Origin of the sequence: Arthrobacter bambusae (assembly GCF_022606295.1) — a bacterium.
Classification (GTDB): Bacteria; Actinomycetota; Actinomycetes; order Actinomycetales; family Micrococcaceae; genus Arthrobacter; species Arthrobacter bambusae_A.
In genome coordinates, this window is sequence record NZ_JAHHZS010000055.1 from 1 (window position 1) to 13,726 (window position 13,726).

A 13,726-nucleotide genomic window follows, 5' to 3' on the forward strand; every position below is an offset into this window, starting at 1 on the left:
TTTTGGTTCACGGAAACCTCTTTCTGAACGGACTTGATCCAAAGGCGGACGGTGGAATATCTGGGTTTGAGGATTGTTTTCTGCCACCCGACGCTGGTTGATCTGGTGCGGGGAGGTGCCCTGTAGCCTCCCCGACGGGAGACGGGTGTCTTTTGGCGCCTACCAGTCTTGGCGCTGTCTTGTGAGTCCGAAAGGAACGTCTTCGCTGACTTCGACGGTGAAGGAGTTTAATCCCGTCCTGGTGATGAGGACTCCGCCCCGACGATTGTTCATCGCGTGAGTGCGCATGATCCGTTCTGCCTCTTCGAGGCGGCGGTCAAGCTCTGCTCTGTCAGTGGCCTCTAGTGAGAGGACAAGTTCAGCCAGTGATTCTGTCATGTTTTCTCCGGTTGGGATTCTGGACAAATTTTCTGCACTTCTGATGAAGGGCCCATCAACGCAGCGAGATACAGCGGACGTCGCCTGTCGGTGTCGGCGATCAGGACGCTCGCTTCTCATCTGCGACCGTTGCGATGACTTCGCTTTGCGAGTGGGGAACCACGATTACTCCCTCGGCGTCGGCGATGATCACGTCTCCGGGATTGATGATGACGTTGCCGCAGCTTACGGCGACGTTGATCTGTCCGGGGCCAAGTTTCGGGCCCGTTGCGGGGCTGGTGGCGATGCCGTAGATCGGCAGGCCGGCCACCTCAAATTCCGCTATGTCGCGGTAGGCGCCGTTGACAATGACGCCTGCGAGCTTGCCGTCCGCAGTGGCGGCGCGGAGCATTCCGTATCCTCCACTGCACCATCCGGTGAATCCTTGGGCGTCGATGACCAGCACGTCGCCTGTTTGGATGTCCGCGACTGCGTCTTTGACTGCTTGGTTGTCACCCCGGGCAGTTCGGACCGTAACGGCCGTGCCCGCCATGCGCGGGCACGGGGTGTAAAGTGGCCGGATTTCCGGTGTCATCGTATATAACCTGCCGACGAGGTCCGAGAGATCAGCTGTCGAGTGGCTGGCCAGTCGAAGGATGATGCTCGGGTCTGCCCCTTCGACACGTGGTTGGTGCTGGGCCCCGATTACCGGCAGTTTTCCGGTCAATTTCCTATCGAGTTGATGCATCGAGTCCCCCGGGTTGAGCGACCGATGCGGACTCTTTCTGCGGAATGCGGAAGAGCAGGGATGCGTTATGACCAAACATTTTGTCAATTTCGGTGGTTGTTGCCCCGAGTTCCCTTAGGGCTTGCATCGGGCCGATGAGTGCACTTTCGTACCCTTCGCGTGCACTTACCGGCGGAAAGTCGCTGCCCCACAGGAGCCTGTCTGAACCGAAGGCATCGAGGGCGAGGTGAAGGTGCGGGCGCAGCGGCCTGATGAATCGTGCACGTGAGGTTCTGTCCGGCACCCGCGGCGAGAATTCGGCGAGACCGTGAAATTTGAGGTGGACATTGTTGAAGCGACTGAGCCCGAAGACCTCGGCTGCCTTCTCGGGCGTGTATTGATGTCCTGTTTCGCCGCGGGTTCCCAGATGCTCGATGATGACCGGGAGGTCGGGGAACGTTTCCAACACTTCCTGGAACTCTGGGCTCAGGAATTCAGCCGGCGTCCCGAGCGAAGTCACGGTAATGCCAAGGGTCGACGCCCTGCGCCACACGGCCAGAGAGTCGATGCCGGGTGAACGGTCCATAGGCCGCAGGCGCACGCCCACCGCACCAGCTGACACCAATTCCGTGAGGTGGTTGGGCGCGTCGGCTGAATTGACGTCAACCACGACCACGGACACAAGGCGGCCTGGGTAGCGGGAGACGCATTGGGCCTGGTAGGAATTGTCGAACTGTCCCGAATACTGAGTCAGGACGGCGGCGTCAATGTTGAGGCGGTCCATTTGTGCGACGAGAACTTCTACGGGCTCGTACCAACGGTCGGAGGTGTGGCAATGACTGTCCACGATCATTTGGATAGTCCTTTCGGGGTGTGTTTGTCGATTCCGTGCCGGAATGCCCGGGGTTTCCTCTAGGCTTTCGCTGGGGGTGACCACAGGCTTTGACGGATGGATTGCACGCGGTTTCGAACGGCCTCGTCGAGTATTTGTGTGTCGGCGCCGATCGTCAGACATGAGATGTTCCGGGCTAGCCAGGCTTGTGCTTGCTGGATGGAATGCTGTCCCGGCGCAAAGTGCAGCGAGAGTAGCTTTCCAGCTTCGCTCGCGGCTTTCGCTATGAGCTCTTCGGCCTCGAGCACGCGGAAGTGTTCCGGCTGGCCCGGCAGACCCATGGACTTTGCAAGATCGTTGCGTCCGGACTGCAGCATGTGGATGCCAGGGATCGCCGCGATCGTACGGACATCTGCGAGTGCTTCCACTGATTCGATCTGTACCGAGACAAGGAGTTGGTCGCCGAGGTGCCCCCCTTCGCGTCGGCACAGTTCGGCCAGTTCGGCGGCCTGTCCGCTGTTGGCAATGTTGGGTAACGTCACCCCGAGGGCTCCGGCGGCAAACACAGGTCTGATTTGGTTCGCGCTCGCGACGCGTACAACCGGGGTGAGTCCTATGTCCAGGCTGTGTCTGACCAGGTTCCCAACAGCTCCGATCGGAACGGAATTTCCGCTGAGGTCGATCCGGACGAAGTCCAGCCCCGCGTGCCGCGCAGCTTCGAGGTTGCGCACCGATGCGGCCTTGATGGACATGCCGAACGCGGTCCGACCGCTCTTGTGTGCGGACCAGATCTTGTTCTCCGGTTGGAATTCAGATTCCACGGACGTACCGACAGGCCGGCGGTCGTCTTGTTCGGTGCCTCCCGACTCGAAGGCTGGCCAATTTGTCACTATCTCCGCCCTGATCCAGATCGTAGCGGCAGCTCGGATGCGGATCCGAGCCCGTAGAGGGACGCCGCGGTGCCACCGAAGATCATGTTGAGATCGTGTTCGGGGACGTGTGCAAGCTCTCGGCGTGCGAACGTCAGCGAATTCGCGTAACCCTCGCGCTTGCTTACCGGCGGGTAGTCACTTCCCCACATCATCCGGTTCGCCCCAAAACTGCTGTAGGCGCGTGTGATGAGATCCGGGACCGGCCGCAGGAAGGGGAAACCGTCGGTAGGCCGGCGGTTGCGGACAGCAAACTCGCCTAGCCCGTGGATCTTGATGTAGACATTGTCGAACCTCGAGAGATTGAATATGCGGTCTGCGACGGCCGGATCGTAGCCCGGGTCCGCCGGAAGTATCTCGCCGATGTGCTCAATGACGATTGGCAGGTTGGGCACTTCACGGATCGCCTGCTCAAATTCCTCCGAGGCGAACGCGTTCGGAGATCCCACGCAGCTGGCACTGATACCGAGCTTCTCGGCGGCACGCCAAAGGGCCAGAGGATCGTTGCCGGTTGACCGGGTCAGGGGACGCATGCGGACGCCCTTAGCGCCTTCGTCCGCGAGCCGTTTGAGATCGCTGACCGCATCTGAAGACTCGGTGTCGACCATGACGACTGAAGCGAACCGGTCTGGGAACCGACGCACACATTCTGTCTGGTAACCGTTGTCCAGCTCGCTCCACATTTGGACGAGCACTGCCTTGTCGACATTGCTCTGGTCCATCTGGAAAAGCAGGGTCTCGACCGGCTCATACCAGGAGAGGGACACGTGGCTATGGGCATCGACAATCATTGGCGACCTTTCAGCGTGATGAGAAACGTTCTGCAGGTAAAGAACGCAAGCTTGTGAAGCGATGCAGTAAACGCTAGCATAAATGTCACCAATGTGAAGGGAAATCTGCATGGCACTGCAAGAAAGACTAGCCATCGAAGGAGGGTCCTTGACCCCGGCTGAGCGGCGGACTGCCACTGTGTTGCTTCAGGACTCGAAGGATGTGGTTTTTTTGTCGGCCACGGAGGTGGCGGCCAGGGCGAATGTTCATGAGTCCACGGTGATCCGTTTGGCTCAGAAGCTTGGTTATGACGGGTTTGCTGCGTTGCGGGGGGATTTGCGGGAGCAGGCGCAGCGGGTGGATGTTTCGGCCCGGGCCAGGTTCCGGGACCGGAAGGGTTATCAGTTGGCGAAGCTTGTCGAGGACGAGGCACAGGCGTTGCTGGGGATGGTTGAGACGATCGATCAGGATCGTCTGGATGCTTTGGCTCAGACGCTTATTGATGCCCGGCGGATCTACGTCTATGGTGCTCCGATCCTGGTTGCCTCGTTGGAGAAGCGTTTGCGCCGGCTGGGGCTGGATGTTGTGGATTTGCCCAGCGAGGGCCGTGACCTGCCGGAGAAGCTGCTGACCCTGGGCAAGGGGGATGTGTTTTTTGCGTTTGTCCTGCGTGAGCCGAATCCGGCGTTGGCGAAGTTGGCCAAGCATGCCGAGCTTCAGGGTGCTGATGTGGTTGTCATCAGTGATGTTCCGGGGGTGAGCCTGTCGGTGGTGCCCAAGCATTTGATCATCGCCTTGCGGGGTGCCGACTCGATGTTCAGAACGATGACAGTCCCCATCGTGTTCTGTTACGCAGTGGAACTCTCCATCTACCGCCTGTCCCAGGACAAGGCGGCCGACGCCCTGAATCGCCTGGGATCACTCGCCTCGATCCTCGGCCGGCTGGGAACGCCGGTGGTGACGGATGGCCGGGGGCAATCCGCCTGACCGGGTGGCGACAGCAGAAAGGACGAAAAGTTCATGTCTTTGATAATCCCTCCGCTCCGGGGCGTAGTCGGCCGGCCAGTCACCCACTGGCCGGACCTCTCCCGAGGGGACTGCGTCCAGATACACCAAGGGCCGCGGACCGTGGCTTCAGGAACGGTTGACATGGTCGCCCTCGATGGCAGCGTTCTGTGGCTAATCCGTGATCGCGGCTTGGGAAGGACCTTGCTCCTGAGGGCGGACGGGTTCAGTGTCTACAGGAGACCCCGCGCCAAGACGTCCCAATAAAACTTCAAACTGCAGGATTTGCTAGCAGCCTTGTGAAGGTTCGCAGGGAATGCTAGCATCGTATTCATTCCAGCGAAGGGAGATCTGCATCACGGTCTCCGATACCTCCAGACCCGCACCGAAGCCCGGACGGGCCGCCGGTAACAACTCACTCAGACGAATGGAAAATCATGAAAATCGGAGCAAAGACGCTTCTAGCCGCTTCAGTCGCCAGCCTCAGCCTGGTGCTGGCTGGATGCGCTGGCACCCCAGCGGCCGAGGGAAACAACTCCTCGACGCCATGCGGGGCCAGCGGCACCGTCAACTGGTACACCACGCAGGACAAGGCGTCTGCCCAGAAGCTCGTTGATGCGTTCACAGCCAAGTGCAAAGTCAGCGTTGTCCTGCAGACTACGCAGGCATTGCCCCTGCTCCAGCGTTTCCAGCAGGAGCAGGCAGCCGGGGTCAACCAAGCCGATGTGTTCTCTGTCGTTGGCTACGGGCTGGCGCAGACGGTAATCCAGGGTGACTTGGTCACGAAACTGCCCCCCGAAGTCGTCGCCGGGTTCCCCTCGCGCTTCATCATGCCCGACGGATACACATTTTCCACCCGCGTAATCACCTCCTCGATAACGGTCAACACCAAGCTTGTCCCGGCCGGCCAGGAGCCAAAATCCTGGGCCGATCTGAAAGATCCCAAATGGCAAGGCAAGATCGGTCTCCTGGATCCGACAAAGAACTCCGGGGCTTACCAGACCTATTGGCAACTGATGAACAACAAGGACCTCGGCCCGTCATACATTGATGCCTTGGCCACCCAGAAGCCGGTTCTATATGCCACATCCAACCAACAGGTACAGGCCGTCGAATCTGGGGAGAAGGCCATCGCCATCACCACCGACGATGCCAGTTACATTGAGATGGGCAAGGGCGCACCGCTGAAGGTCATCGTTCCTACCGAAGGCGATGCCACGGCCCTGAACTTCAACATGCTAGTCAAGACCGCACCGAACCCGTCCGGCGCCAAAGCTCTGCTGACCTTCCTGGCCAGCAAGGATGCTAGCAAGGTCAGCAGCGTTGCCCTCTCTGAATACAGCCCCTGGCCTGACATCCCCGGGTTCCCGGCCGAGCGCAAGCCCTTCAGCGATGTGAAACTGCTGGACGTTGACCAGGCCAAGCAGGCCGAACAGCAGCCGGATCTCTCGGTATCCATCCTGAAGAAACTCGGGGGCTAGCGAAGATATGAAATCGAATATTTACGCTCGTATGAGGGAGGCAGGGACATGAGCTCACTCCTAGACACCGTTCCCTTGGAGCCGGTGGACACTCCGCCGGTGAAGATCAAACCGCTGGGCCGTGGCCCGCTGAGGGGATTTCCCGGAGGGGTAGCGCTGCTGATCGTTCTGGGCGTACTCATCATCGCCCCGGTCGGATACCTGATCTACGGTAGTTTCCGTTCCGCTGCTCCTGGTCTGCGCAGCGACTGGACACTGGCGAACTTCGGATTCCTGGCCAGCCCTGAGTTCTTGGGTTATCTCCGCGACACGGTCCTCCTGGCGATCGGCGGAGCCGTAATCGGATTCCTTGTTGCATTGGGCCTCGCCGTGGCCATCCTCCGGGTAAGGATTCCGGGCGCGAAGTTCTTCAACTCCCTGGTCGTTTTGCCCGCCTACGTGCCACCTGTTCTGATCGCATTCGCGTGGATCATGATGCTGTCGCCCCAGGTCGGATTCGTGAACGCATGGTTTGCTTACCTAGGGTTGCCAACCTATGACATTTACAGCCTTCCGGGGATCATCTGGGTCATGGGGCTCGCCCACGTACCGATGGCATACCTTTACATTCGGCCCGCACTGCTCGCCGTGGACACATCTCTAGAGGAAGCCGCCTGGACCGTCGGCGCGAGCAAGTTCCAGACGATGCGAAAGATCGTCCTGAAGGTCGCCGCACCCGGCCTCCTCTCAGCCGCTCTGATCGTGTTCGTCAACTGTCTGGGCGAGTTCACCATTCCTGCGACGCTCGGCCCGACGTCGCATATCGCGACGATTTCCTCGCAGCTGCTGGTCTTTGTCAGCGAGTTCCCGGGCAACCCCAATAAAGCCGCCGTCATGGGGCTGTTCCTCATGACGCTGAGCGTGCTGGGACTCTTGCTGAACCGCCGAATGCTCAAAGGACGGGTTTACGCCACAGTCGGAGGCAGGGGCACGAGCCAACAAGGGGCACGGTCATCGCGTCCCATCCGGGTCATCGCCACGGTGGGCTGCGGACTGTACCTGCTGCTCGCCGTCGTGATTCCGGCGTTTGCCCTGATTGCCGGCTCACTCAAGGCCTACCCTTCTCCTGACTTCTCCGCCCCATGGACGTTCGCCAACTACCAGGATCTCATCACCTTCCCGGGTGCGGTCGGGGCCGTCGTGAATTCTCTGGTGCTGTCGATCGGAGCAGCGATAATCGCGATGCTGCTTTCGGTTGCAATTGCCCGGACCTACCTGCGCAACCCCCGATTCGGCAAAATCCTGGACCAGGTAGGTTCGTTGACGATTGCCATCCCGCACATCGTCTTCGGTCTCGCCTTGCTCTGGATGTGGATCGTGCTCCGGGTTGGCGTCTACGGCTCAAGCTGGATCCTCCTTCTTGCCTACGTGGCGTTGTTCCTGCCGCTGGGTATCCGCGCCACCGTCGACGCAGTGGCACAGCTGGACACCGGCATGGAGGAAGCAGCCCGGGTCGCCGGGGCCAGCGAATCGAAGGTAACGCGGTCTATCGTGCTACCGAATATCATTCCGTCGCTGCTGTCGGGTGGGACCGTCGTCATCTATCACGTTATGCGTGAGCTCTCGGCTTCCCTGATCCTGTTCACTTCAGGTTCCATGGTGCTCTCCGTCGTCTTCTGGCAGCTATTCCAAGGCGGACGCGTCTCGCCGGCCATGGCAGTCGGAATCATCAACATGGTGATGATCTTCGTTGTCGTCGCCCTGGCCAACCTTGGCCTGCGATTTGTCGTGGGTCGTCAAACGAAAACGAGAACGAAATGAAAACCCATACGACAATGATCGATCCACTTTCCGAAGTTGACGGCGCCGCGGAGGCCCAGCTGAGCATACGCGGTCTCCGGAAGACCTACGACAACGGCAAGGTCGCTATCCGAGGACTTGACCTCGACGTGCGCCGCGGCGAGATTGTCTCCCTCCTGGGTCCCAGTGGGTGCGGGAAAACCACAACCCTACGTTCGATCGCCGGGCTTGAGCAGCCGGACAGCGGCTCGATTGCCATCGCAGGGCGTACGGTGTTCTCCCATAACAGCGGACAGCATGACGTTCTGGTGCCGCCGGAGAAACGCGGGCTGTCGATGGTCTTCCAGCAGTACGCCCTGTGGCCGAACATGGACGTTTACGAGAACATCGCCTTCGGGATGCGCGTCAAGAACATGCCGAAAGAAAAAATCATTGCCGAAACAGAAAAAGCGTTGCGCCGTGTGCGCCTATGGAACGAACGCGACCGGCGCATCGGACAGCTCAGCGGTGGACAGCAGCAACGTGTCGCTCTGGCCCGTGCCGTCGCGGGAAGTCCGAAACTCGTTCTTTTCGACGAACCACTGAGCAATCTGGACACCCAGCTGCGTGAAGGCATGAGGCTCGAACTCCTCGAACTCCAAAATGCGATGGGTTTCACGGCCATTTTTGTCACCCACGATCAGGATGAAGCCCTCAGCATCTCCTCACGCATTCTTGTCATGAACGACGGCGGAGTCGAGCAGCTAGGGACCCCCGAGGAAATCTGGGAACAACCTGCGACCGCATTCGTCGCAGGCTTCATCGGATCAACCAACCGCCTCAGGGGCAGGGTTACCACCACGTCCGGAAACGGGGCCACCGTGGCCATCGACGACGGACCTGACATGACTGTCCTGAACCGAACGGGTCAGCTCCGCGCCGGCCAGGAGGTTGAGGTCTATCTGCGGACAGAGTCCCTGCGCACCTCGGAGTTTGACCCCGGTTCGGGTCCAAACGTCTGGCAGGTCCCGCTGCTGCTCAACAGCTTCCGCGGGGAATTCGTTCTTCTCCAGGTCGGGTTCGGCGGGCACCGCCTCCTGTGCCGGGGCGAGCGGGGAACCACCACCGCAAGTGAACGGGTCTTCCTGCATGTGAATCCCCGGGACATCTTCTGCTACCCCATAACCGAACCGGCAGAAGAGCTTCCCGAGAACAAGGCGGCGAAGCGATGACCGTTGGATTTCGCGTTCTGCCCCGGTCTCGAAAGGTCGACTCTGCAACCGTTCAACGGTACAGCGACCTACCGGTCGCAAACGTTAGCGACGTGATGTCGCGCATGACCGCCGCCGGTTCCCGGCTGCGCCCGCTCCACGCTTGCGGCCGCCTCGCCGGCCCCGCGCTGACCGTCAGAGTCCGCCCGGGCGACAACCTGATGCTGCACATGGCGCTGAACCTCGCCGAACCTGGTGACGTTATCGTGGTCGACGCCGGCGGCGACCTCACGAACGCCATCTTTGGCGAGATGATGCTCAGGTCTGCCCAAATGCGCGGGGTCGCGGGGCTGGTAATCGACGGCGCCGTGCGTGACCTTGCGGTCATCAGCGCCGGTGACTTCCCCGTCTACGCGGCAGGAGTCACCCACCGCGGACCGTACAAGGACGGTCCCGGAGAAATCAACATACCGGTCAGCATCAACGGCATGGTTGTCGAGCCAGGGGACCTGGTTATCGGCGACGAGGACGGACTGTTATGCGTCCCCTTCGACGAACTCGAAACCGTGCTGCTGGGAGCGCAGGCGAAGCACCGTGCCGAGCTCCTGTCCCTCGCAAAAATAGAGGCCGGAACCGATGACCGCACCCACTGGGAGACCAGGCTGCGGGATCTCGGATGCGAATTCCCAATCACGGCCAACAGCCAAAACCAGCCCGCATAGTTCCCTGGAGGCGGTGGCAGGACGACGGCTTGCCATCGCCTCCGTGAGGATAACGACCCGAAAGCACTAACGGTAAGGGCACTCCAAACCGCTAAGCCGAGCATTCTGAAAGAGACATCCAATTTGAAAAGGCCAGAAGATGATCCTCTAAGTCCAGACAGCACGAAGCCGGTGACCGTACCCACGCTCCGGTCGCTGGCACCATCGGTGTTTCTGCCAGCCATGGTGTACGAAATCGGAAACGGGGCGATCGCACCGGTCATAGCGCTCACCGCCATCGATTTGGGCGCCTCCGCTGCCACGGCCGGCTTTCTTCTCGCGTTGTCAGGGATCGGGCGCATCCTCGGAAATGTGCCCGCCGCCCTTCTGGCAGAGCGCGTCGGCGACCGGAAAGCGATGATCATCGCCGCATGCCTGGACATCGGCGCTCTTGTTGCGTGCTTTTTCGCATCCTCTGCCATAGTCCTCGGGGCGGCCTTGCTTGTCATCGGTATGTCGACCTCGACGTTCTATCTGGCAAGACAGTCTTACCTGGCGAGTGTCGTTCCCCCCGCGTTCACCGGCAGAGCCATGTCGGCGCTGGGAGGATCCCACCGTGTCGGGCTATTCATAGGGCCCTTCCTGGGTGCCGCGGTCATATACGCTGCCGGACTGCGCTCGGCGTACATTCTTGCCGTGTTCACAGCCGTGTGCGTTGTGATCCTGCTTATTGTCATCCCGGATGTTCCAGGTGTGCACGCAGTAAAGGATCCGGGACACTCCAGCGGAGACCGCCGCCGGATCCTCACCGAGAACCGCAAGCTCTTCCTCACGTTGGGACTCGCCATCTTTGCGGCCGGTGCTGTCCGCGGAGCCAAACAGACCCTCTTGCCGCTGTGGGCCCAGCACCTTGGACTTGGCCCGGAGCAAACCAGCCTCATATTCGGCATCGCCGGCGCCGTCGATGCGCTGATGTTCTATCCATCCGGCCGGATCATGGACCGTTTCGGACGCTTAATCATGGCTGCTCCGTCGATGCTGTTGATTGCGGGGGCTGTCTTGGCCCTTCCATTCACGACTGGGCTGGTGTCGTTGAGCATTGTCGCGATCATCATGAGTCTGGGCAATGGACTGGGAACCGGAGTTATGCTGACGCTTGGCATAGATGCAGCGCCCGCAGTCGGGAGGATACATTTTCTCGGGATTTGGCGGGTGATCGGCGATTCCGGCAATGCGGCCGGGCCGGTCGTCATGTCGATCGTCGCAGTGGCTACCTCTTTGTCCGGGGGGCTCTTCGCCATCGGTATCCTGGGAGTGTTTGCCGCTGCAGCTCTGGCAAAGTGGGTGCCCGTGTACGCAAAATCGGCCCCGCAGTCAAAGAGCCTGCGTCAAAAATTGGTCCGCGAACCGGATCCAACCAAGAGGGCATGATGGCGACCCTTATCGGACCCTGCAGCGAGTGATGCGGAATTGTGATTTAATGCAGCAAATGTTAGCTTTGCTTGCATTTCACTGAAGGAGATGTCCGAATGGCTTTGCAAGACCGCTTGTCCCTTGAAGCCGGTAACCTGACCCCGGCTGAGCGGCGGACTGCCACTGTGTTGCTTCAGGACTCGAAGGATGTGGTTTTTTTGTCGGCCACGGAGGTGGCGGCCAGGGCGAATGTTCATGAGTCCACGGTGATCCGTTTGGCTCAGAAGCTTGGTTATGACGGGTTTGCTGCGTTGCGGGGGGATTTGCGGGAGCAGGCGCAGCGGGTGGATGTTTCGGCCCGGGCCAGGTTCCGGGACCGGAAGGGTTATCAGTTGGCGAAGCTTGTCGAGGACGAGGCACAGGCGTTGCTGGGGATGGTTGAGACGATCGATCAGGATCGTCTGGATGCTTTGGCTCAGACGCTTATTGATGCCCGGCGGATCTACGTCTATGGTGCTCCGATCCTGGTTGCCTCGTTGGAGAAGCGTTTGCGCCGGCTGGGGCTGGATGTTGTGGATTTGCCCAGCGAGGGCCGTGACCTGCCGGAGAAGCTGCTGTCCCTGGGCAAGGGGGATGTGTTTTTTGCGTTTGTCCTGCGTGAGCCGAATCCGGCGTTGGCGAAGTTGGCCAAGCATGCCGAGCTTCAGGGTGCTGATGTGGTTGTCATCAGTGATGTTCCGGGGGTGAGCCTGTCGGTGGTGCCCAAGCATTTGATCATCGCCTTGCGCGGGGCCGACTCGACGTTCGGGACGATGACAGTACCCATCGTATTTGGCTACGCATTGGAACTCTCCATCTACCACCTGTCCCAGGACAAGGCGGCCGACGCCCTGAACCGCCTCGGATCACTCGCCTCCATCCTCGGCAAGCCGGGGTCCCGCTGAGCTGTCTGATTCGAAATGCAACACCCGGTCTGGGCGCCTGCGATCCGGCCGGACAGATGCTATTCAACGCCGAGGAAGTCTTCGAGAAGGACTACCTCGAGGCCAGCAGCGAGCTGGGCCTGGCGGAAGGCTGAGAGATCGGCCGCGAATTCGGGTCGGAAGTGCATGAGGACGATGTCTCCGGGACGCAGGGAGTTGCCCACTTGGTAGTCCATTTGCCCGGCATTGGCTTTGGCTTCCCAGGTGATGATTGCCTTCAACCCGGCGTCCGCTACGGCTTTTCTCATGAGATTGGAATAGGCGCCCCCTGGGGGTCGGAACAGGGTGGGCAGCCGCCCGTACTGGTCCTTGACATAGGTCTGCATTGTGGTGATTTCGGCGAGCTGTTGCGCGTAGTTTAGCTGGACCATGTTGAGGTTGTGACTGATGGTGTGGTTTTCGATCAGGCTACCTTGCGCGGCGAACTGGGTGAAGAATCCGGGGTTGTCCTGAATGAACGCCCGGGCCAGGAAAATTGATACGGGGTAGTCATACTCTGCCATCAGGGCAACCATCTCGGCAGTCTTGGTGCCGCCGTCGTCAATGGTCAGGAAGACGATCGGATGTTTGGTAAGGATCCGGGTGATTACCGGAGCGAGGCCGTTTTCCACGGGCGGAAGCCCGACGTCGGGGACGTAGTGCTTCCTTGCCTTCTTCGTTGGTGTGGGGCTTGGCGTGAAGCGGACAGTGGCCGGGGTGGCTGCCTGCAGGGGCATCGGGGAGGTCGGCGGGGGTGGTTCCGAAAAGGCAGTGGCGGAGGCGGCGTCGGCCTTCGCGGCGGGCGGCGTGACATTTGTGCAGGCGCATAGTCCTGCGGCCATGGACGCCCCAAGGACCGTGAGGATGTTGCGCCGGGCGGGCAGGGACGGCAGCGGGGGCATTTGGTTCATGTTCACTGATGAATCGGTCTCCTCATCCAAGTCGTGGAATTTGCTGTTGGCGTTGGCATAGCGTGGGCCGGAGCATTATCCCTGCCTGCTGTTCGTTCGGGTTCAGGGGCGGGACGCGTTGGTTCCCGTTCCCGCCGAAGCACTTAGGAAGCACGTATTGGAGCGCAGGGAGCGGATGCTGCCCTTGTGCTCTAGCTATCAACTACGGCGGAGCTCAGCCAGACTGAAGATTCGGCTGAACGTTTCCTTAGAATCGCATCGACGTCCTCTGCCAGCACCATCGTCCTGCCCCGCGCGTCGTGCTGGTTCACCCAGACACCGGAACCGTCAGGCATCACGTCATCGATCCAGCCTGAGGCAACAAGGTTTCGTGCCCTGTAAAGCCAAACCTCTTCCCCTTTGGCTGGTGGTGGCCAGTTCAGCAGGGTCTCTTCTTTGCTTTCCATCAATTTCCTTCCGGCGCTAACCGAGGCTCAGAAGGCGTGCCCGGTCCGTTCGAGACCGGGTTTCGGGTTGTACGGGAGTTGGGGTTGTTTTTTGGATTTTGGTCCGATGGTGATGGTGAAGGTGCCTATGTTGTCGATGCCGCCGGTGATGGTGTCGCCGGGGGTGATGGTTGAGACGCCGGCGGGGGTGCCGGTGAAGATCAGGTCTCCGGGTTTGAGGGT

14 protein-coding genes are annotated in these 13,726 nt (G+C 60.3%); 7 read left to right on the forward strand and 7 right to left on the reverse strand.

Features of this window, described 5'->3' with window-relative positions:
* Positions 1-478 precede the first annotated feature (478 nt).
* Genes KNN17_RS21215 through KNN17_RS21230 form a run of 4 tightly spaced genes read right to left on the reverse strand, consistent with a single transcriptional unit; the run spans position 479 to position 3,636 of the window.
* The gene (locus KNN17_RS21215) at positions 479-1,084 is read right to left on the reverse strand and encodes an RraA family protein (RefSeq protein WP_241710821.1); all 606 of its coding nucleotides are present in this window, start codon (positions 1,082-1,084) and stop codon (positions 479-481) included.
* A 4-nt stretch (positions 1,085-1,088) separates the two neighbouring features.
* A complete protein-coding gene (locus KNN17_RS21220) occupies positions 1,089-1,937 on the reverse strand; it encodes an amidohydrolase family protein (protein WP_241710822.1) in 849 nt (282 codons plus the stop codon).
* A gap of 59 nt (positions 1,938-1,996) precedes the next feature.
* A complete protein-coding gene (locus tag KNN17_RS21225; RefSeq protein WP_241710823.1) occupies positions 1,997-2,806 on the reverse strand; it encodes an aldolase/citrate lyase family protein in 810 nt (269 codons plus the stop codon).
* Entirely contained in the window at positions 2,806-3,636 is an 831-nt protein-coding gene (locus tag KNN17_RS21230) for an amidohydrolase family protein (protein WP_241710824.1), read from the reverse strand. Before KNN17_RS21230 ends, KNN17_RS21225 begins: the two co-directional genes overlap by 1 nt.
* A 109-nt stretch (positions 3,637-3,745) precedes the next feature.
* Here KNN17_RS21230 and KNN17_RS21235 point away from each other — a divergent pair, with 109 nt between their 5' ends.
* The 7 genes from KNN17_RS21235 (at position 3,746) to KNN17_RS21265 (ending at position 12,129) form a co-directional block, all read left to right on the forward strand.
* Positions 3,746-4,603, forward strand: coding sequence for a MurR/RpiR family transcriptional regulator (locus KNN17_RS21235; protein WP_274619766.1), 858 nt, complete (start codon positions 3,746-3,748; stop codon positions 4,601-4,603).
* A 455-nt stretch (positions 4,604-5,058) separates the two neighbouring features.
* Positions 5,059-6,102, forward strand: a complete 1,044-nt coding sequence (locus KNN17_RS21240) for an ABC transporter substrate-binding protein (RefSeq protein ID WP_241710826.1) — start codon at positions 5,059-5,061, stop codon at positions 6,100-6,102.
* 48 nt (positions 6,103-6,150) lie between these two features.
* Positions 6,151-7,902 (forward strand): ABC transporter permease, encoded by a 1,752-nt coding sequence (locus tag KNN17_RS21245; RefSeq protein ID WP_241710827.1) that lies wholly within the window; start codon positions 6,151-6,153, stop codon positions 7,900-7,902.
* A 14-nt stretch (positions 7,903-7,916) separates the two neighbouring features.
* Positions 7,917-9,092: an ABC transporter ATP-binding protein gene (locus KNN17_RS21250; RefSeq protein ID WP_241710828.1), complete on the forward strand. Its 1,176-nt coding sequence runs from the start codon at positions 7,917-7,919 to the stop codon at positions 9,090-9,092.
* A complete protein-coding gene (locus tag KNN17_RS21255; protein ID WP_241710829.1) occupies positions 9,089-9,793 on the forward strand; it encodes an RraA family protein in 705 nt (234 codons plus the stop codon). The genes KNN17_RS21250 and KNN17_RS21255 overlap by 4 nt, the downstream gene beginning before the upstream one ends.
* Before the next feature lie 222 nt (positions 9,794-10,015).
* The gene (locus KNN17_RS21260; RefSeq protein ID WP_241710830.1) at positions 10,016-11,203 is read left to right on the forward strand and encodes an MFS transporter; all 1,188 of its coding nucleotides are present in this window, start codon (positions 10,016-10,018) and stop codon (positions 11,201-11,203) included.
* Positions 11,204-11,301: 98 nt separating this feature from the next.
* On the forward strand, positions 11,302-12,129 hold the full coding sequence (locus KNN17_RS21265) for a MurR/RpiR family transcriptional regulator (protein WP_241710831.1): 828 nt from the start codon (positions 11,302-11,304) through the stop codon (positions 12,127-12,129).
* Positions 12,130-12,188: 59 nt separating this feature from the next.
* Here the strand turns inward: KNN17_RS21265 and KNN17_RS21270 are convergent, their stop codons facing one another.
* The 3 genes from KNN17_RS21270 to KNN17_RS21280 all read right to left on the reverse strand — a co-directional run.
* The gene (locus KNN17_RS21270) at positions 12,189-13,058 is read right to left on the reverse strand and encodes a polysaccharide deacetylase family protein (RefSeq protein WP_241710834.1); all 870 of its coding nucleotides are present in this window, start codon (positions 13,056-13,058) and stop codon (positions 12,189-12,191) included.
* Positions 13,059-13,249: 191 nt separating this feature from the next.
* Positions 13,250-13,504: a hypothetical protein gene (locus tag KNN17_RS21275; protein ID WP_241710832.1), complete on the reverse strand. Its 255-nt coding sequence runs from the start codon at positions 13,502-13,504 to the stop codon at positions 13,250-13,252.
* Positions 13,505-13,531: 27 nt separating this feature from the next.
* Positions 13,532-13,726, reverse strand: a 195-nt coding sequence (locus KNN17_RS21280) for a fumarylacetoacetate hydrolase family protein (protein WP_241710833.1), incomplete at its 5' end; no start/stop codon positions are given.